The following is a 19742-nucleotide window of genomic DNA, read 5'->3' as shown; positions in this document are numbered from 1 at the left end:
TGCAGTCCGAAATGCGCGCGACGCTCACTTGATGGTTGCGCGGCCGCACAAAAAGGAATGCTCCGGCTCTTGATTGCATAATTGGCACTCGAAATCGTGTCAGGACAATTTGCCTTCCGATAAACCATGCAAAGCTAATGTTTGGTTCGTAATACTGACTATGCAGATTCGGAACCGCGGAGACCGCAGCAAGGGGGCGGATTCATGAGGAAGCCGCCGAGCCGTTGAGCAGAGGTTCGTCGAACGGAGCATCCGCGAATTCTGCCGGAAACGCATAGCCAGCTACGCTGCTGCCGCCGACAATGTCGGACTACGGTTCTGCTTCCTCGCGCGAAACCAAAGGAGGAAACCAAAGGAGTGGGAATCGACATGCAAATTGAAGGGGGGAGCAAGGCCGGCTGTGCGGTCCGCCATTCCAGGTCGGCGTGATTGGCCAAGCTCCGAGGCGCGGCGGAAACCCATGAGCATGTACAGGACCGCTATTCCAAGCACGCAGTTTTAGGGAAGGAGAATGACCAATGTTGCGTATGGCTTTGATTGGCTTTGCAGCCACCGTCCTTGTAGGCGCAACCCTAGTCCCCGACGACGCGCTCGCCCGTGGTGGTTTCCGCGGTGGCGGTTTCCATGCTGGAGGCTTTCATGGCGGCGCGGCACATTTCCGAGGGGGCACTGTAGCGGGACGTGGCGTGGCTTATCGCGGCGGCGCCTATCGCGGGGCGGCTTATCGTGGCGTCGCCTGGCGCGGAGGATATCCCTATCGTGGAGCGGCGGTTGGCGCGGCGGCGGGGGCGGCGGCGGTGGGTGCGGCAGCGGCCGGCTATTACGGGTCCTATGGGTACGGCAACGGCTGTTACCGTAACGCCTACGGCGCCTGGGTCTGCCCATAACGCGCGCACAGTGCGCTTCGGACGGCGGCACGTACCATCGGGAGTTACCGCCGCAGCATCCGTCATCTTCGGTCGTTTGCGCCGGAGTAACGCATTGTGGGCACGTTTGATACCGAATCTAAAATAGGCGAGATCATCTTGGTCATCGCCAAGGGATGGTATCCTCGCCGGAAAAGACCAGCATGCAGGACATCAGAGCCTGGCTATGCGAAATCGACACGTCCGGTCGGCAAGTATTTTTCGAAGACTGCGCGTCTGAGACGCCACACAGCGCTCGCCGGAATCGCATAGCGCATCGCGGGCCCTTCAGCCAAATTCCTGCCCGCATGGCGACTGACCGCCCGTATGATCCTGCATGGATCGGCAAAGACCGTCAGTGGGTGGAGTGGGGGCGAAGGCTGCGGCCCGACTTCGGCAGCCGACATCGAGGAAAGGCAACCATGAGCCTGTTCAGAACAATCTGGGGCGCTGTTGTCGTGGCGTGTACGGCCACGACAATGGCGAGCATTCCTGCCTCCGCCCAGCAGGGACAGAAACCCAACATCCTCTTCATCATGGGCGACGATATCGGATGGATGCAGCCAAGCATCTATCACCGCGGGCTGATGGTCGGCGAAACGCCGAACATCGATCGCATCGGCAATGAAGGCGCGATGTTCGTGGACTACGTGGCGATGCAGAGTTGCACCTCCGGGCGCAATGCCTTCTTCACCGGCATGTATCCGCTGCGCACGGGCATGATCCCGCCGCAGCTACCCGGTAGCCCATCTTACCTGCGGCCCGGCACGCCGGCGCTTGCTCAGTTCCTGCTCGATCTCGGCTACAACACGGGTGAGTTCGGAAAGAACCATCTCGGCGACCACACCGATGCCCTGCCGACGGCCCACGGCTTCCAGGAATACTGGGGCTATCTCTATCACCTCGACGCGATGCAGGGTGTGAGCTTTCCCGACATCAACAAGACTCCGCTGCAGCAGACTGTTGCGCCGCCGTGCAAGAACACGCCAATCCCGGGCGTGCCGGAAGTACCTGGCGCGGTCGACGCCAAGACCACGATCTGTCTGACGCCCCCGCGCAATATGTTGTCATGCAAGTCCTCCGACGGCACGAGCAAGAACCAGACGTGCAGTGACGAGGGGCCGCTGACGCTGGAACGCTCGAAGACGGTGGACGAGGAAATCTCGACGAAGGTTATCGACTTCCTCGACCGCAACGACCCGAAGAAGACCAACAAGCCCTTCTTCGTCTGGTACAACCCGGCGCGCATGCACGTCACAACCGTGCTGCCGCCGAAATACGAGGCCATGATGGGCGAGCCGGGCGGCAAGGACTGGGGCATCCAGGAAGCCGGCATGAAGCAGCTCGACGACAATATCGGCCTCGTTCTCAAGAAGCTCGACGACATGGGGCAGACCGACAATACCATCGTCGTGTTCACCACCGACAACGGCGCCGAGGCGATCACCTTCCCGGACGGCGGCGTTACGCCGTTCAAGGGCCAGAAGGGCGAGGCCTGGGAAGGCGGCTACCGCGCGCCGATGGTGATCCGTTGGCCAGGACACATCAAGCCGGGCACGGTCAAGAACCAGCTGTTCGCGGCGCTGGACTGGGTGCCCACGCTCGTCGATATCGCAGGCGGGCCGACGGGCGATGGACTCAAAAAGCAGATCGAGGCCGGCCAGTATCCCGGCATCGTCAAGACGACCCTCGATGGCTTCGACCAGCGCGAGTACCTCGAAGGCAAGTCCGAGAAGTCGGCGCGCGACCACTTCTTCTATTTCTCGGGCGCGACGCCGTCTGCTGTGCGCTACAAGAACTGGAAGATGTACTACACGATGTCGCAGCCCGGGCCAGCCGGCTGGATCATGCCGCTCGTCCCGTTCCACTTCACCTTGGTACAGAACATCAAGCGTGATCCGTTCGAGCAGGCGGTCGGCATCGACCAGAAGACGGCCCTGAGCATCGGAGGAGCGCTCGGTGGCCCGACGACCGCCTTCCTGTACGACTGGAACCTATTGCCGATCGGCCAGCAGCTTTGGTTGGCGCACCTGCTGACCTACGAAAAGTTCCCTCCGCTGCAGGCGCCTGAAAGCTACAACCTCAGCGGGGTCATAGAGGAGGTCAAGAAGGCCAATGCCAAGGCCGCGAGCGACTAACGGCGCAAAGCGGGCGTGATGTGATCAGGCGGGCGCCCCCCACGGGGGCGTCCGCGCACGACAGGTGAAGCGATGAACGCGCGTCCCGTGCATTCCGTTCGAAAGGCCATCAACCTGCCCCATGCGCTTGGGCAGCGAAAGCCAAGGAGTTGCTCATGACCATGAAGAAACGAACTGGCTGCATGATCATCGCTCTCCTGCTCTGCGGAGCAGCACCGGCGCTGGCCCAGACCACGCCTTCGCCGCAGCAGCACCTGCCGCTGCAGAAGACGATCGGCCAAGCCAGCCCGGAAATCGTGCCGTCGTTGATCGTCATGAACGCCCGCGGCGCCAGCCTGCAGGGCGGGAAGCTGACCCTCACCGGCGTTGCGCCCAACTCGATCGTGTTTGCGGACCGCCCGGTACGGGCGGCAGGGCATGCGCTGACGACGCACCTCTTGGAGGAATGGGCTCCGAACAATGAAAGCGATGAGAGCTTCACCAAGGATCCGCCGAACGGCACCATCTCCGTGTTCAACACGGACGGGTCGAAAATCCGCGATGCCGTCGTCACGCTGAAGACGGCCAAGCTCGACGGCGACAAGCTGACCTTCGACGTTGACGTGCTCGAAGGCGAGCTCACGGGCGGTGACGGGCCGGCGGCACTCTTCATCGACCGCTTCGGCTTCGGTGGCTTCCACGCGGGCGGCTTCCACGCCGGTGGCTTCCGTGCTGGCGGCTTCCATGCCGGCGACGTCGGACGAGTCGGGGCCGTCGGTGTCGGTCGCGTCGGCGCTGTCGGCGTCGGCTACCATCCCTACGTCGCGCGCGGCGCCTGGTATCGCGGGGCTCCATATGCAGCCGCTGCGGTTGGTGGGGCCGCGCTGGGTGCAGCGGCAGCAGGCGCTGCAGCCGCCAATCCGTATTGCGGCTATTACCCCTACCCGCCTTGTTACTGAGGCAACGCCAAAGGTGCGGGCTCTGCTGGACAACGGCGCCAACAGAGCCCGCCGATCGGCGGAGCCGGATCCGAGTCCGATTTGGAAGACTGAATGAACAGGAGGCATGCAATGCGCGACAAGAGATTGATGATCTTAGGTGGCCTTGCGATCGCCGCATCAGTGCTGGCGCTGACTCCAGATACTGCCGCAGCGAGAGGAGGCTTCGGCGGCGGCGAATTCCATGGCGGCGGCGGTTTCCATGGCGGAGGCTTTGCGAGAGGAGGATTCGGGGGCGGTTTTAGAGGCGCCGGATTCGCGGGAAGCCGCGCCATGGCAGTTGGTGGCTTTCGCGGCGGCGGTCTGGTCGCGCGCCCCGGCTGGGGCGGTGCATGGCGCGGTGGATGGCGCCCAGGCTGGGGCGGAGGCTGGGCTGGGCGGCCCGGCTGGCGCGGTGGCTGGGGCGGATGGGGATGGGGCTGGCCGGTTGCGGCCGGCGTCGCCGCTGGTGTCGCCGCCAGCACCTGGGACTACGGCTATGACCAGTGCGTGTTCTGGGACGGCTTCGCCTGGGTGAACGCCTGCTATCAACCTTCTGGCTACTGGTGGTGAAACAAGCCTGACGGAGCGCTTGATAGGCATCATATTCACCTAGGGGCGGCAAGACATGAAGCTTGTGAGCGGAATGCTCGCGGCAGCGCTTATGCTCGCGTGCATAGGCGCGTGCCAGGCAGCGGTTCGGATTGCAAATGACCGGGGAGGACGGATCGACAGCTACTTGGACAGCTATGAGGAGCTAAGTGCTTCCGGCCAAAGGGTGATGATCGACGGCCTTTGCGCCTCGGCTTGCACCATCGTGCTTGCGGCGATCCCGCGCGACAAGATTTGCGTAACCTCGAAGGCCAACCTCGCCTTCCACGCTGCCTGGGAGTTCGGCGCCCACGGGCGCAGCATCACGAGCCCTGAAGCAACGCGGATGCTCTTTGCGATGTATCCCGTGCAAGTGCGGCACTGGATTGCTCGTCACGGCGGGCTGACTCCGCGAACAATCTTCCTCCAAGGCAAGCAGCTGCAGGCGATGTATCGCTCCTGCTGACTTGACGCAGAGGTCTCTGCGCGACGCTGAGCAAGCCAGGGATTTGGTTCTGAATTTAGGGCCATCTTCTTAGCCTGCCGTCGCCCCTCACTGGTCTGGAGCAAGAGCGCACGAAGTCTACTGTCATGCCGGCTTGCGCGCGAAAGCGTGATCCTGCCGAAAGCGCATAGCGCATCCAGGGTGTTTCGGCCAATTTCCCGTATGCGAGGCGTCCGGCCGATTGCCGGCATGATAGTCGACTCATCGGAAGGCAAAATCGGTTGGCGGGTGGCGTTGGGCGAAGGCTGCGGCCCGGGTTTCGGCAGCCGACATCAAGGAAGGCTACCAAGAGAATGTTCAGAGCAATCTGGGGCGCCATTGTCGTGTTGTTTAGCGTCACGACAATGGCGAGCATTCCTGCCTTCGCCCAGCAGGAGCGGAAACCAAACATCCTTGTGATCATGGGTGACGATGTTGGCTGGTTCAACATCGGCGCTTACCACCGCGGAATGATGTCGGGCAAGACGCCCAATCTCGACAAGCTGGCGTCCGAAGGCATGATGTTCACCGACTACTACGCCGAAGCGAGCTGCACGGCGGGGCGCGCCAACTTCATCACCGGCGAGTTGCCGATCCGCACGGGGCTAACGACCGTCGGTCAGGCAGGTGCCGACGTCGGCATACCGGACCAAGCCGTCACACTCGCAACCGTGCTCAAGTCACTCGGCTACGCCACCGGACAGTTCGGCAAGAACCACCTCGGCGATCTCAATAAATATCTGCCGACGGTGCACGGCTTCGACGAGTTCTTCGGGTACCTGTATCACCTCGACGCGATGTCTGACCCCTACTGGTACTCGTTCCCAGCCAACCAGGACTACTACAACAAGTACGGCCCGCGCAGCCTGATCCACAGCTATGCGACGGACAAGGACGACCCCACCGAGATGCCGCGCTGGGGCAAGATCGGCAAGCAAAGGATCGTCGATGAGGGGCCGCTGCCGCCGTTTCCGGATATGACGAACGTGCCGAATATGCACGATCTGCCGTTCCTGAAGCCGAAGTACGACATGACCACCTTCGACGAGTTGTTGGTGAAAGCTTCCAGCGACTTCATGGACAAGGCCAAGCGCGACGGAAAACCTTTCTTCGTCTGGCACAACACGACGCGCATGCACGTCTGGACGTTCCTGTCGAAGAAATACAGCGCGATGCAGAACAACGAGACGAACTACGGGCTCGAGGAAGCCGGCATGGCCCAGATGGACGACAGCGTCGGCGCTCTGCTCAAGCATATCGACGACATCGGTGAAACCAACAACACCATCGTCATCTTCACGACGGACAATGGCGCCGAGGTATTCACCTGGCCGGATGGCGGCATGACCCCGTTCAAGGCCACCAAAGGGACTAGCTATGAAGGCGGCTTCCGCGTGCCCGCTATCATTCGCTGGCCGGGCCGCATCAAGCCGGGTTCGGTCGAAAATGGAATCTTCTCAGGGCTCGATTGGTTCCCGACACTGACCGCTGCGGCAGGAAACCCGAACGTTACCGACCAGCTTCTCAAGGGCGTGACGCTGGAAGGCCGCACCTACAAGAACCACCTCGACGGCTACAATCAAATGGATCTTCTGACGGGCAAGGGCCCCTCCGCTCGCCATGAGATCTTCTATTTTGCCGGCCCGCATCTCGGCGCGCTTCGCCACGATGACTTCAAGTTCCAGTTCTTCCAGCAGCCCTACGGGTGGCCAGGCGAGAAGGACACGACCGATATGCCGACCGTCATCAATATCCGCCAGGACCCGTTTGAGCGGACGCCGATAACCCGCGGCGAAAGCCTCAATAATGCCGGCGGCGGCTACATGAATGATTTCATGGGCCGCGAATTTTGGCGGTTCGTGATTGTGCAGCAGGAGGTCGCCAGATTGGCGCAAACGGCCATCGAGTACCCTCCGATGCAGGCGCCAGCGAGTTTCAACCTTGAAGCCGTAAAAAGAGAAGTTGAGGAGAAGATCAAGGCACATCAGGGCCAGTAGTCGGCCCGATCCTTCAACGCACGGGCGCTCTCCAGAGAGCGCCCGCGACTCGCAGCGAACTGGCCGGGACGGACCGCTTTCTGCCTCGATTTCGGGAATTGCGCCTCCGCATGGTCAGCGTTGCGAACGGGACATCAACTTGGCCTGGCATTTGGCCGACTCTTGAGGCGAGTGTGATCGTTGCGAGCACGGCGGGTTGACTCCGCGAACAATCTTCCTCCGAGGCAAGCAGCTGCAGGCGATGTTTCGCCCGTGCTGACTTGATGCAAAGAATTCATCCGGAGTTGCATAGCCTGTCCGGGACGCTTCGGTCGGCTTTCGGCAATCCGTATCCAGCAATTGGGAGGCGATCGTGGATTCTTGGTTGCAGTATCACACCAACCGTCGCGTGCTACTTTCGGCTCTCTCGCTGTTGCCCGCGCTGTCCGGACCGCTGCGGATGGTCCCGGCGCTGGCGCAGACGACCCCATCGGGCGGCCTATTGCCTTCGTGGAACGACGGTGCCGCGAAGCAGGCGATCCTCGACTAGGCCTCGGCAAGACAGACCACGCTCGGATAGGCTACGGCACTAGATGGCCAACCTGTGCGAGAGTTGGCGCTAGTTCTTGTTTCGAGCCTTGCTGGCACCCTTCAAGACCGGCGTTGGTGTTATTGTCGACGGATCGGTCATCTGCATGCATGTCAACATATCAACGTAGCTGGCACTGTCCGGGATTGTGGTGGCTTCCCGCTCGCAGCGATCGCGAATGGAAGCGGAATAGTTCGACCAGACAGCAGCAATCTGCTCCCGTGCGGCATTCTCGTCGTGCAGGCAATTCGCGACAGATTGAGGAAGAGTGAGGTCCATGGCCTTGTCCGTGGCCGCCGTTTCCTTGCAGGACCGCTCGACGTCGAAAATCGGTACACGGTCTCCGACAGGTATCACCACTGGACTTCCGAGTTGGCTTGCCAGCGCTATTGAGAAGAATGCGGAGATCATGGGGGCTCCTTATGTTGCTACTGCAACACGGGTTGGAAGCGTCCAGCGAGTTCGCTCCAGGCTTCGACAAACCCAGATGCAACGCCAAATTCAGACCGAGACCAAGCGGGTATTCGTCACATCCGCGGAAATGAATGCGCTTCTCTGGTCAGCGATGTGCCGCGGCGGGCGGCGTCGCCTGCCGATGGATCAGGCCAAGTAAATTCCCGTTTCGTAGGGCTGACTATGCAGAATCGGAAATTCCGAGCTGTGATTTGGGAGGCGGCAATACCGATGGAACGTGGTCATTGGAAATGACTGTTTCCATTCGAGCAGTAGGGCCGCCTCGCTGGGGATCATCCGCCTTGGCACTTCAGCTTGGCGAGGTCGACGTTGACGCTGCATTGCTCGGCGATCGTCTTGACTGCTCGCGTGAAATCGGGGTCGCGCAGAAGGTCCTGGTAGCTCATTCCGCGGACGGCCGCCCTGGAGGGTTGCGACAGATTCATGGCCAGCGCGAGTGCGTTCAGCGCGATCAGCGAGCAAAGCGACGTGATCAAGATAGTCCTGGTTCCGTGTGGCATTATCGATCTCCCGATATTTCACACCGCAACTGAGAGCCGCGGGGCGGGATGCCGCCGACACAGAAACTCCTGATCCCGTTCATTGTCTGCTCCATTTGACTGCCAGAGCAGCCAACTCTGCCCCGGGAGCGGGGCGCGCGCTATGCAGATTCGGCAGGATTATCGACTTTTGGCAGCTGGCCGCAGGGCTCGTCCGGCTTTTTTGTCGAAGAGATCTATATCCAGACTTGGACGATAGACGGTTTCCACTGGCCGCTGGCAGTTCAGGCCTGCGTCGTTGCGGAGCACATCGCCAGTAGTGATCTGGCCACTGGGTCTTGCGGAAACACCCGCAATATTTCCTCATAGCGTAGGGCGGCTTGATCGACTTCCCCGCGCTCGAAATAATCCGAGGCCGTCCGGGTCATGTCACACAGCCTTTCAATCCCAGCGGCCGCGGCCAATTCAGGATCGCTGCTGTTTCTGATTCCGAGCAACTCATAAATCATGAACTCGTGCTGGCGACCCTTGACCTGCACTTTCCTGATGGGTCTTGCGAGGATCTCGGACCCGACAGCCGCGACGACCTTGTCGCTGATGCAGATCGTGGTGCCGAAGGTCTTGTTAATACCCTCGAGCCGCGAGGCGACGTTGACCCCGTCGCCCATCACCGTGTAGCTCAGCCGCGCGCTTGAGCCGACATTGCCGACCAGTACGTTCGCGCAATGTAGGCCGATGCGCAGGTGCAACGGCGGCCGCCCTTGCGGGCCCCATTCGGCGTTGAGCTGTTGCATCCGCCGTGCGGCCCGCAACGAGCCACAACAGCCGCGCATCACATGGTCGTCGCGATGGGCCGGCGCTCCCCAGAACGCCATGATGCCGTCGCCGATGAACTTGTCGACGGTGCCGGACTCTTCCGCGATCGCCTGCGAGACGCTTTCAAAATAAACCGACAATTGAGCGAGAAGGTCGTTTGGCGCCATCCGCTCCGCGAGACTGGAAAAATCCTGCAGATCGGCAAACAGCACCGTCATGTAACGCGGCTCAACGCCGAGCGTCAGCGGCGTTCCGGTCTTGATCAGCTCGCGAACCACGTCCAGCGGCACGAACGACGAGAATGAGCGCAGCGAGGTCTCGAACAGCGACAATGCCGTTTGCAGCTCCTTGATCTCCCGGATGTTCGATGACGGCAGCGCCGCGTGCGAGAAGGTGAGGTCCTCAACTGAACGCAATTCTCGCGATACGCCTTCGATCGGTCGAGCCAGCCGCCGCGCGAAGAAGTAGATCAGCAGCAGCTCCATGCCGGTCAGGGCGGCGATCAGAAAGATCATCTTTCGGTTGGTTCGCTTGAGGGTGCCGACAAAGTCGTCGGTCGGCGTCAGGGTGATGATCTCCCACGGCTGTCCGAAACTACCGGGGAAGCGGGTGAAGGACGCGCTGATCTCCTCGCCATTTTGCGGCGAGCGAAAGAAGAAGTCGTCGCTGTTGGTCTCACCCTGCAGCCGATGGGCTTGGCGCACGTTATCGTCGGCGATGGTGTCGAGTTTGGAGAGTTCCAGCCGGCCGTTCTCAAATCGCACGCCCTTGCTCGGGTCGGGATGGGCGATGATGGTACCCTTGGTGGGATTGGCGATGACCGTGGTGCTGTGGGGGCTCGCACGATGGCTGGTGAGAAACCGCGATAGCACGTCGAGAGTGATGTTGGCGGACGCACAGCCGATGAACGCTCCGTCCTTGACGATCGGAACTCGGACGGAGATGACCGGATATCCAGTATCTGGATTGACCGACGGTTCCTCTACAATGAGGGCGCGCGCGTCCTTCGCGGCCTGGTACCCCCGCAGAGTCCTGACATCCATGATCTGCTCGACATCGTAACTGCCGACCATATGCGGCCATGCATCAAAGAACGTGCGATGCCGAACCCGTCGCGGTGAACCCGAGAAGCTGTCGATATAGCTGGAATGCCAGTTCGCCGACGATGGGATCTTGGGATCGGAGCGCCTGCGGTCGTCGTCGATACGGGTCACGACGCGGTGATAGCCGTCTTCGAAGCTGACATAGGCCGCATCGATCTGCCGCGCAGAGGTAAGCGCCTGGTAGAGCAGATCTCGGCTCTCCTCCTTTCTAAAAACGTCCGGGCCCTCTGCGGCGACCGCCGCGAGCAGGCTGAGCGTGGCCGCAACCGGATTGATCAGATTTTCGGCGTCCTCGATGCTGGCCAGCTTGGTCTTGGCTACGACATCGTTCAGGGTCGCGTTGATCGCAGCGGCGTTCTGCCGATAGTTGTAGACCAGGATGAAGATCAGCACGGGAATGCTGAGAAGGACGAACAGCCCCGACATCACGGCGCTGAGCCGCATCGTGCGGAAGACGCGTGCATTCCGGCGGTAGAGGATCCAGCCTAGCGTGGACACAAGAATCGCCGCCAGCAGGCCCTGCAGCAGCAGCTCTTGCAGCCGCTCGCGCCATCCTGTGTCGTCGGACACGTAGATCAGCCCCTCGGGCAGCTTCGCCTCGCTCAACATGCCGAGGTCGACGTAAGCGTTGGCGATGGTCGTCCAGCGCTCGATACTCTGGTCGCCGATCGGGTTGAGATGTGGCCGGATCAGCGGTTCCGTCCGCGCCGCTTCGAACAGCAGAGCCTTCTGACTTTTTTGCGTCGGGTACTTGCGTCGGATCAAGTCGGCGATCTCGTCCTTGTGGGCGACCGCGTACTCCCAGCCTTTCAAGCTTGCGGCGCGAAAGGCGCGCACGCGCTCGGGATGCTCCGCCACCTGTCGCCTCGATGTGCAAAGATTGTCACCGTAAAAGTCGAGTCCGTAGGCGCGTGGCGAAAAGATCAGGTACGGCGTGCCATACTCTTCGAACAGGTAAGGCTCGTTGGTGCTGTACGCGATCATCGCGTCCGCCTTCCCGCTGAGCAGATCTCGCGGATTACCGTCGTGATCGACACGCGGCAGATTCGCATAGTCGACGCCTTCACGTTTCAGCAACGCAGCAATGGCGTCTTCGCCGGGAACATCCATCAGGCGCTGGCCCTTCAGTTCGGAAACTGAACGGATGCCGGCGCGGTGCGGTACCAGGATGACGGCTGCGGAATGCTGAAAGATCACGCCAAGGACGACGTTGTTCGCGCGCTCAGCCGGGTTCACCAGAATGCTCGTTGTGCAAACACCAAAATCAGCCTCGCCGGTCGCGACTGCGGCGCCCGCATTTATACTCGGACCGCCTTCGCGAAGTTCGACGTCAAGGCCGTGCTCGCGATAAAACCCCTTCTCGACTGCGGCGTAATAGCCTGCGAATTGAAATTGGTGCTTCCATTTGAGCTGAAGGGACGCCCGATCGAGCGCGCTGGCGGGTGCGACGAATAGCAAGGCGAGGCAAGCGAGAATGCCCACCTTGGACAAGCTGCGCGAGGTTAGGTGAAGATGCAATCGTCCCGCCGCGCGCTTACCCGTCGTTGCGTTTGCCGTGCGCATTGGCCTCCGCTCGTCAAATCCTCACAAGCCGAACCCCTCGCGTCGTTTTGCGCCTGCAACGACGGGCCATTCCAGGTGTTGGCGCGGACGAGGCGAGGCAGACGGTTTTGATCACGTTTTGCGTTCCCTCCATTCGACGGCCCGACCCGCGAGCCTTTAGCAAGAGAGAGAGATCGCGCGCTATGCGGATTCGGCTGATGCGAGACCACCGACGCTTGATTGGTGGCCGCGCGGGCTGGCCCCGGGGAGCGTTCGCGAGCCGCTCGAACGAAGACTGAAGCGGCCCGTTAGGGGCTCCGCCGGCTTTCGAGACATTAATGCGATGACTGTGGGCGGCTGAACAGCCTTTCTGCCGAAACTGCATAGCGTATTCAGGCCGATTCGACCCAATTTCTTGTCGAGGATCTGCATCATCGGAACCAGGCGCGCAAGCGTCCGGCGGGTGGTCTGTGGGCGGCAAGCGATTGCGAGGAGCGACGAGCGTGCTGGCCCGCCGCGCATTGGGTGAAGGCTGCGGCCCGGGCTCTGGCAGCCGAGATCGAGGAAAGCGATCATGAGCATGTTCAGAACAATCGGCGGCGCTCTTGTCGTGCTGTGTACGGCGGCGATCGCAAGCGTTCCGGCGTCAGCTCAACAAGGACAAAAACCAAACATCATCCTGATCGTGTCGGATGACTTCGGCTACGGAGACTCGGGGCCGTATGGCGGCGGCGAAAACCGCGGCATGCCCACGCCAAACCTCGATCGCCTTGCTGCGGAAGGCATGCAGTTCCTGTCTTTCTATGCGCAGCCGAGCTGCACGCCGGGCCGCGCCGCAATGCAGACCGGACGCATTCCCAATCGCAGCGGCATGACCACCGTGGCCTTCCAGGGTCAGGGCGGAGGCTTGCCAGCCGCCGAGTGGACGTTGGCCTCGGTGCTCAAAACCGGCGGATACAAGACGTTCTTCACTGGCAAATGGCATCTCGGCGAGGCCGATTACGCGCTTCCCAATGCGCAGGGCTACGACGAGATGAAATATGCCGGTCTCTATCATCTCAATGCCTACACGTATGGCGATCCAACCTGGTTTCCGGACATGGATCCCGAGCTACGGGCCATGTTTCAGCGCGTGACCAAGGGCGCGATGTCGGGCAACGCAGGGCAGCCGGCGAAAGAGGATTTCAAAGTCAACGGACAATATGTCGATACGCCCGTCGTCAACAACGGTCCAGGCGTCGTCGGAATCCCCTTCTTCGACGCGTACGTGGAGAAGGCCTCGCTCGACTATCTCGATCGAAATGCGCGTTCGACCCAGCCCTTCTTCATGAGCATCAACTTCATGAAGGTGCATCAACCGAATATGCCCGCGCCCGAATTCGAGCATAAGTCACTCTCGAAGAGCAAATATGCCGACTCGGTCGTCGAGAATGACACGCGGATCGGCCGGATAATGGACAAAATTCGTGCGCTCGGGCTCGACAAGAACACCTATGTGTTCTGGACCACGGATAACGGAGCCTGGCAGGATGTCTATCCTGACGCCGGTTACACGCCGTTCCGCGGCACCAAGGGCACGGTGCGCGAGGGAGGCAACCGCGTTCCAGCCTTCGCATGGGGTCCCAAAATCAAGCCCGGCTCGAAAAATTCCGAGATCGTGGGTGGCTTGGATTATATGGCCACTTTCGCAGCGATTGCTGGGGTCAAGCTGCCCGAAAACGACCGTGAGGGTAAGCCGATCATGTTTGATAGTTACGACCTTACACCGGTCCTGTTCGGCACGGGAAAATCGCCGCGCAGCGAGTGGTTCTATTTCACCGAAAACGAACTATCGCCCGGTGCGGCGCGGGTCGGCAACTACAAGGCCGTGTTCAATCTGCGCGGCGACGACGGCGCCTCCACCGGAGGGCTCGCAGTCGACACCAATCTTGGTTGGAAAGGTGCGCAGAAGTATGTGGCGACGGTCCCACAAGTGTTCGACCTCTGGCAGGATCCGCAGGAGCGCTACGACATTTTCATGAATAACTTCACCGAGCGAACCTGGACCATGGTCACCATCAGCGAGTCGATCAAGAAGCTGATGAAGACCTACGTGCAATATCCGCCCCGCAAGCTACAGAGCGAAAGCTACAGTGGTCCGTTGACGCTGACCGAATACGAGCGCTTCCAAACCGTTCGGGAGGCGCTTGCGAAGGGAGGCATCATGCTGCCGATAGCGACTGGAAACTGACTATCGGTGCGCCGCCGCCTCATAGGCCGGCGGCGCATTCCTTGAAGAGTCAATGCCGATATCACTTCAGGATCTTGGAATCGCTTCCTAGCAAAGCAGCGGGTAACAATTCGTGGCACGCAAGAAGATCAGAGCCGGCAAGAGCGATAGGCTATCGAAGGACGCCGCCACATCGAACCTGGCCGAAACCAGGAAAGATGCTCGGGGCAATGGTGCCCACACCCCGTTCCTCCACTCTTGGATGTCAAAGCCGCGGCTGGCCGCTTTGACGGTAGTAGCGGCCGCCCTCGCGATCGGTGGACTAGCCTTTGTGTTTGTAGCCGAGGGCGGTTTCGTCCTGCCCAAAGCTCTTCGCAGCAGCGGCGCGGCCCCTGCCCTGGCCTTTGTCGGCAGCGAAGCCTGCGCCGGGTGCCACCAGGCCGAAACCGCCTTGTGGAAAGAATCGCAGCACAAGCATGCTATGCAGCACGCTACGGCCGCTGCCGTGCTCGGCAACTTCGATGATGCCAGTTTCGACTATTTCAGCGTGCATTCGCGCTTTTTCAAGAAGGACGACAAGTTCTTCGTCGAGACCGACGGCCCCGACGGCAAGCTTGCGACCTTCGAGGTGAAATACACCTTCGGTCTTGATCCGTTGCAGCAATATCTGGTCGAATTCCCCGATGGCCGCATACAGGCGCTCTCAATCGCCTGGGACAGCCGGCCGAAGGATCAGGGCGGTCAACGCTGGTTTCATCTCTATCCCAATGAGGAGATCAAGCACGACGACGTGCTGCACTGGACCAAGCTCAATCAGAACTGGAATTTCATGTGCGCGGAGTGTCATTCAACCGGCGTGCAGAAGAACTACGACGCGGCCAATGACCGCTTCCACACGACGTGGACGGAAATCAGCGTCGGCTGCGAGGCGTGCCACGGCAAGGGCTCCCGCCACGTCGATTGGGCGCACAACCAGCGGAGCTGGTTTGGAAAAGATGATGACCCGCGCAAAGGACTGGCTGTCTTTTTGAACGAGCGCGACGGCGTCACTTGGCACCCCGATCCGAAGACCGGCAACCCGCAACGCAGCATCGCGGCTGCGGTCACACGCAGAGAGGTCGAGACCTGCGGGCTGTGCCACGCGCGACGCGGCGAATTCTCGGAAGATTGGGTGCCGGGACAACCCTTATCCGACACGCACGCTGTCGCTCTCCTTGCTCGCGGGCTTTACCATTCGGACGGGCAGATGCGCGATGAGGTGTACAATTACGGACCGTTCAAGCAGAGCAAGATGTTCGCGGCCGGAGTCACCTGCAGCGATTGCCATGAACCCCATACCGCGAAACTCCGCGCTCCAGGTGATGGCGTTTGCCTGCAATGCCACGCTCCTGACAAGTATGAAGTTGCCTCGCACAATCGCCACGAAGGCGTAACGCCGGCAGTGACCTGCGCGTCGTGTCACATGCCTGTCAGCACCTACATGGTGGTCGACAAGCGGCACGACCACAGCCTTCGAATTCCCAGGCCGGATCTCTCCGTGAAGCTTGGCACCCCCAATGCCTGCAACGATTGTCATGACGACAAATCCGCACAATGGGCGGCCGATGCGATCGAGCGCTGGCACGGGCCTGTCCGAAAAGGTTTTCAGAACTACGCCGAAGCATTCCAGGCGTCCTGGACCGACCGTGCCGACGCCGCCACGCTGCTGGCCGTGGTGGCGGCGAGTCCCACGGTGCCGGCAATCGCGCGTGCGAGCGCTCTTAGCGAACTTCATGCGCGGGTCTCGCCTGCGAACATAGAACTCGCCCGCAAGGGATTGGCCGATCCCGATCCAATAGTGCGGGTCGCAGCGCTTGACATGCTCGACGGCCTTCCGGGCGACCGGATCTGGCCGCTTGTCTCGCCGCTTCTTTCTGATCCAAGCCGCGGCGTTCGTATCAGGGCGGTGTCCGTTTTGGCCGCCGTGCCTCCTGCCAACCAGCCCGCCCCCGACCGCGCAGCATTTGAGCGGGCGGCGGCCGAGTTCGTTGCGGCCCAACACCTCAACGCGGACCGGCCCGAAGCCCGCTCGACGCTTGGAAACTTCTTTGCGCGGCGCGGACTGACAGCCGACGCAGAGAGCGAATATAAGGCAGCCCTGCGGCTCAGCCCCCAATACACGCCGGCGGCGATCAATCTCGCGGACCTGTATCGCCAACTCGGCCGGGATGGCGAGGGAGAAAGCGTCCTGAGAACAGCGATCACGTCCTCACTGCAAGATGGCGGCTTGCACCATGCTCTGGGGCTCGCCCTTATCAGGCAGAAACGACCGATCGACGCGCTCAACGAGTTCCGGACGGCAGGCGAGCTCGAACCTGACCGGTCGCGCTACGCCTACGTGTACGCCGTGGCGCTGCATTCGGCGGGCCGCGTCGGTGAATCAATTGAAGTCTTGAAGGCCAACCTGGCCCGGCATCCGGACGATCGCGACACCCTGTTGGCCCTCGTCACGTTCAGCCGCGATTCCGGGAATATCGGTGCTGCCCTCGAATACGCTGAACGGCTCTCTCGCCTCGTCCCGAATGACCATGAGTTGACCCGCCTCACCGACGACCTTCGCGCAAGGTTGAAGTGAATGGCCGAGGAGACTGTGGCGATCATTGGCTGACCGCGCTGCTGATGCGGTGCCAGACCTGATCCTTCAGGGCTATCAGCGGTGGTGGGGCTGTTGTCACCGGCGCTTCTGTTCGCCTGGCACCATCGACGACCAGCGTGGCGATGTGGATTTCTCCATCCGTATAGTACGGATCGCCTTCGCCGTTTCGGCCGAACAAAGTCGGGCCCGTTCCGGAGATCTGGAAGAAGTCTTGTACCATGCCTGCCTCCCGCAAATCCCGCATCAGCAGGTCACGTTCGGCATCGATGTCGGGGGCGATGTGATGGGTTACCTGACCCGTGTCGTGACTGAGACCGACACCGCGATCGAACGTGATTGAACCCAGCCATACCGGACGGCCAGCGCTTCCTTTTTCAAGGACCATCCAAAGCCGGACGTGATGCCGTTTATCAGCGCTCCTGCCATCCGGCTTCTCGTAGGCGAGCTCTTCCTTTTTTCCATCATAGTAAAGCGGGCTCACAGGCGCATCGTGGTATGGCCGATCAAGCACCACGCTGCCGACGATTTCAATGCTGGAGCGCAACGTAATTGGGTCGGCCGGGAACCAGCCTGCGGCATGCATGGCGCGCAGCACATCTTCCTTGCTGCCGACGAGTCCGACATTGAGCGCATCGCCCGGGATGCCGCTCGGGGTACGGGTTACCATGGGCAGGGAAGCGAGACCCGGTTCGCGCTCGTGATGGCTCCACAAAGCAGGCAGTATGACGTAGGCCAGCAACAGGTAGGCGATAAGCACGCCCACGGGAATAATCCACCATCGTCGCCTACCTGCAATCTGGTTCATGCGTTGCCGCCATCGACTTGATTGCGATAGCTTTGTTCTGCTGTGCGCCTTCACCCTCGTGGGAGATCCGCCAAGCGGCCTCGCCTTATTCAGGCCGCTCAGGTCAAACAGGTGCTCAATTCATCACAATGATGGGTGGCAGCGGCGTTTCTATTTCGTGAACCTGGGCCTTGAGGGCGTGGGCGGTGTTGGCGCCGCGGGCGAAAGATTGAACGTCAGCCATAGGTTCCAGCCCGCCGGTCGATGTTCATTGGCGAATTCGCCGTAGGCCTTCAGGTTGAGATACCCCTGCATGTCTCCGACCGGGAAAATGTAACCAACCTGCGGTCCGACGCCGACCACCCGCGACTGGAAGCAGCCGACGCGATCGCCGGAGCCGCTGTCGCAGCCGAGCTCCTGGTAGAGGTAGCCCACGAGGCCGACCTGCCACTGCTTGGTCAGGAATTGCGACGCACCCCAGTCGAGGTGCATGTCGACGCCGCTTTGATATTGGGTGGAGGGGTTGACGAAGTTGTATGTGAATCCCAGCACCGCCGAAAATTCATGCCCAGTCTTTGGGTCGAAATAGGTGTAGCCGCCCCCGGCGTCGATTGCCCAGTGCCCGATACCTAAATTTGCAAGGCGGGTTGACTGGTACGCCCCGGCCGGGAGGTCGGCGGTGATGTACGTCATGTAGTTGTTGACGCCGGAATTCCAGCGCAGCGCGAACTGCGGGATCAGGTCGCCGAATGCAATAATCGAACTGTCGATGCTGTCGAAGCGCGAGAAGGGGATAGTACCGCCCGGTGTCGCCAATGTCCCCATGAGCGATCCCGCCAGCGACGTGGAGTTGGAGCCGTAGGCCGCCAACAGGCTGGCAGAGGCCTGACCGCCTAGCACGGGCGTCGCAAAGGTGTAGGTCCCGGCCACAAGGCCAAGATTCACATTCGCATTGACGTTCGCATTCACGGTGGCCGTCAGATTAGCGGGAATACGACCAAGCGTGATCTCACGTGCCCGCGCCACGTCGCCGCCGGCGGAAACCGAGTCATGATAATAGATCGAAGTCATGGACCATCCCGGCGCCTGCTGAGGAACAGCTGCGAGGCTGCCAAAAAATCCGGGTATCCAAAAGCTGACGCCGCCTTCGTCAGCTCGCGCCGCGTCATTGGGGAGCATCAGTGAGGCGGCAATTGCCGCCGCGCCCAACCGCCAAACGAAACCAGCCGTCGATACCGATTTCCTGCCCATTATCTGCATCTGCCGATCCCCACCCTTCTACTGTCCTCCTGTCTCAACCGAAGAACAATCCGGCCGCGTGAGGACTCGGAAAACGAAGCAGACACTACCACAGCACGTCTATGCGGAATCGGCGCTTTCCCAGCTTATGCATCTTTAGCGGGAGACTGTGCCTTACATGCCACAATTTCCTGGTGTGCAGTCTTCTTGCCGTTTTTGCATAGCGCGTCTTGCCGACAAAGATCGCTTCGACCAAAGCGACAATTTTGCCGTTTTCGCATAGGTAGCCAAGATCGCTTCCCTCAACATCGGTAACAGAAGCAAAGCATCCTGGTTTGGTCCCGCGGACGCTTGCGCTCGGTCAGAACCAGCGGGCGAAACGAAGGTTATGATTTCTGAGCAGGAGGCGCAGACGTGACGTTGACTCCCATCAAAATGGTGCGCCATCACAGCTAGCCTACCGTCATGATCGTGTTTTTGGTCATGCTCGGCAGCGTGCCTTCGGCACTGGAGCGTTTCTGGTCTATCGCAGGGGCCGCGGGGGAATCACAAGGACTTGCTCGCAGCCAGACACGTAGTCGAGGCGTTGTCTGCGACAAGCGGGAGCGAGCGGTGCGGGACACGAAGCGATCCACCGCAACCCCACCCGCAATGCGTGACGAAGTTAGATCGCCCCTCTGGTGAGCCGAAAGCCCAGCCATACGTCTGTTCCGAATTTCGGCCGCGCGCCAATTGCGCACAAGTGCATCATTTCGACCGGTTGTCCGATTTGTTCGCCCCAATACCCTATTCTACGATGAGGGGCGTAACAGACCTGCCCGA

General features: G+C 60.9%; 14 protein-coding genes. 9 read left to right on the top strand and 5 right to left on the bottom strand.

Going from position 1 to position 19742, the window contains the following annotated elements; translation table 11 throughout:
- Positions 1–518 precede the first annotated feature (518 nt).
- From AYJ54_RS48145 to AYJ54_RS50905, 7 genes are all read left to right on the top strand, one after another.
- On the top strand, positions 519–887 hold the full coding sequence (locus AYJ54_RS48145; protein WP_082905981.1) for a hypothetical protein: 369 nt from the start codon (positions 519–521) through the stop codon (positions 885–887).
- Positions 888–1384: 497 nt separating this feature from the next.
- Entirely contained in the window at positions 1385–3043 is a 1659-nt protein-coding gene (locus tag AYJ54_RS34115) for an arylsulfatase (RefSeq protein WP_063706078.1), read from the top strand.
- A gap of 161 nt (positions 3044–3204) precedes the next feature.
- Positions 3205–3981 (top strand): hypothetical protein, encoded by a 777-nt coding sequence (locus tag AYJ54_RS34110; protein ID WP_063706127.1) that lies wholly within the window; start codon positions 3205–3207, stop codon positions 3979–3981.
- A 111-nt stretch (positions 3982–4092) separates the two neighbouring features.
- Complete coding sequence (locus tag AYJ54_RS34105; protein WP_063706076.1) at positions 4093–4572, top strand: hypothetical protein; 480 nt, start codon at positions 4093–4095, stop codon at positions 4570–4572.
- A 55-nt stretch (positions 4573–4627) separates the two neighbouring features.
- Positions 4628–5056, top strand: coding sequence for a hypothetical protein (locus tag AYJ54_RS34100; RefSeq protein WP_063706074.1), 429 nt, complete (start codon positions 4628–4630; stop codon positions 5054–5056).
- A gap of 383 nt (positions 5057–5439) precedes the next feature.
- Positions 5440–7071 carry an arylsulfatase gene (locus tag AYJ54_RS34095; protein ID WP_245329199.1) on the top strand — a complete coding sequence of 544 codons (1632 nt, stop codon included), beginning with the start codon at positions 5440–5442 and terminating at the stop codon, positions 7069–7071.
- Between the two features lie 352 nt (positions 7072–7423).
- Positions 7424–7600 carry a hypothetical protein gene (locus AYJ54_RS50905; RefSeq protein WP_161491926.1) on the top strand — a complete coding sequence of 59 codons (177 nt, stop codon included), beginning with the start codon at positions 7424–7426 and terminating at the stop codon, positions 7598–7600.
- Between the two features lie 69 nt (positions 7601–7669).
- Here AYJ54_RS50905 and AYJ54_RS34090 read toward each other — a convergent pair whose 3' ends face one another.
- From AYJ54_RS34090 to AYJ54_RS34080, 3 genes are all read right to left on the bottom strand, one after another.
- Positions 7670–8050 carry a hypothetical protein gene (locus tag AYJ54_RS34090; protein ID WP_063706070.1) on the bottom strand — a complete coding sequence of 127 codons (381 nt, stop codon included), beginning with the start codon at positions 8048–8050 and terminating at the stop codon, positions 7670–7672.
- 335 nt (positions 8051–8385) lie between these two features.
- Positions 8386–8613, bottom strand: a complete 228-nt coding sequence (locus tag AYJ54_RS34085; RefSeq protein WP_161491925.1) for a hypothetical protein — start codon at positions 8611–8613, stop codon at positions 8386–8388.
- 263 nt (positions 8614–8876) lie between these two features.
- Entirely contained in the window at positions 8877–12074 is a 3198-nt protein-coding gene (locus AYJ54_RS34080) for an ABC transporter substrate-binding protein (protein WP_082905979.1), read from the bottom strand.
- 559 nt (positions 12075–12633) lie between these two features.
- On the opposite strand from AYJ54_RS34080, the gene AYJ54_RS34075 reads away from it, so the two are divergent.
- Positions 12634–14283, top strand: a complete 1650-nt coding sequence (locus AYJ54_RS34075) for an arylsulfatase (RefSeq protein WP_082905987.1) — start codon at positions 12634–12636, stop codon at positions 14281–14283.
- A gap of 241 nt (positions 14284–14524) precedes the next feature.
- Positions 14525–16876 (top strand): multiheme c-type cytochrome, encoded by a 2352-nt coding sequence (locus AYJ54_RS34070; protein ID WP_082905978.1) that lies wholly within the window; start codon positions 14525–14527, stop codon positions 16874–16876.
- Between the two features lie 22 nt (positions 16877–16898).
- Here the strand turns inward: AYJ54_RS34070 and AYJ54_RS34065 are convergent, their stop codons facing one another.
- Positions 16899–17702 carry an LssY C-terminal domain-containing protein gene (locus AYJ54_RS34065; RefSeq protein ID WP_063706061.1) on the bottom strand — a complete coding sequence of 268 codons (804 nt, stop codon included), beginning with the start codon at positions 17700–17702 and terminating at the stop codon, positions 16899–16901.
- 150 nt (positions 17703–17852) lie between these two features.
- Positions 17853–18860 carry a SphA family protein gene (locus AYJ54_RS34060; RefSeq protein WP_063706059.1) on the bottom strand — a complete coding sequence of 336 codons (1008 nt, stop codon included), beginning with the start codon at positions 18858–18860 and terminating at the stop codon, positions 17853–17855.
- Positions 18861–19742: the final 882 nt, after the last annotated feature.

The sequence above is a fragment of the Bradyrhizobium centrolobii genome (assembly GCF_001641635.1).
In the GTDB taxonomy this organism is placed as follows: domain Bacteria; phylum Pseudomonadota; class Alphaproteobacteria; order Rhizobiales; family Xanthobacteraceae; genus Bradyrhizobium; species Bradyrhizobium centrolobii.
Note: the sequence above shows the minus strand (reverse complement) of the source record. Positions and strands in the feature narration are given on the sequence as shown.

Coding starts and splice junctions, on each gene's coding strand:
- AYJ54_RS48145 (WP_082905981.1), top strand. CDS start 519: ATGTTGCGTATGGCTTTGATTGGCTTTGCAGCCACCGTCCTTGTAGGC.
- AYJ54_RS34115 (WP_063706078.1), top strand. CDS start 1,385: ATGGCGAGCATTCCTGCCTCCGCCCAGCAGGGACAGAAACCCAACATC.
- AYJ54_RS34110 (WP_063706127.1), top strand. CDS start 3,205: ATGAAGAAACGAACTGGCTGCATGATCATCGCTCTCCTGCTCTGCGGA.
- AYJ54_RS34105 (WP_063706076.1), top strand. CDS start 4,093: ATGCGCGACAAGAGATTGATGATCTTAGGTGGCCTTGCGATCGCCGCA.
- AYJ54_RS34100 (WP_063706074.1), top strand. CDS start 4,628: ATGAAGCTTGTGAGCGGAATGCTCGCGGCAGCGCTTATGCTCGCGTGC.
- AYJ54_RS34095 (WP_245329199.1), top strand. CDS start 5,440: ATGGCGAGCATTCCTGCCTTCGCCCAGCAGGAGCGGAAACCAAACATC.
- AYJ54_RS34090 (WP_063706070.1), bottom strand. CDS start 8,050: ATGATCTCCGCATTCTTCTCAATAGCGCTGGCAAGCCAACTCGGAAGT.
- AYJ54_RS34085 (WP_161491925.1), bottom strand. CDS start 8,613: ATGCCACACGGAACCAGGACTATCTTGATCACGTCGCTTTGCTCGCTG.
- AYJ54_RS34080 (WP_082905979.1), bottom strand. CDS start 12,074: ATGCGCACGGCAAACGCAACGACGGGTAAGCGCGCGGCGGGACGATTG.
- AYJ54_RS34075 (WP_082905987.1), top strand. CDS start 12,634: ATGTTCAGAACAATCGGCGGCGCTCTTGTCGTGCTGTGTACGGCGGCG.
- AYJ54_RS34070 (WP_082905978.1), top strand. CDS start 14,525: ATGTCAAAGCCGCGGCTGGCCGCTTTGACGGTAGTAGCGGCCGCCCTC.
- AYJ54_RS34065 (WP_063706061.1), bottom strand. CDS start 17,702: ATGAACCAGATTGCAGGTAGGCGACGATGGTGGATTATTCCCGTGGGC.
- AYJ54_RS34060 (WP_063706059.1), bottom strand. CDS start 18,860: ATGCTCCCCAATGACGCGGCGCGAGCTGACGAAGGCGGCGTCAGCTTT.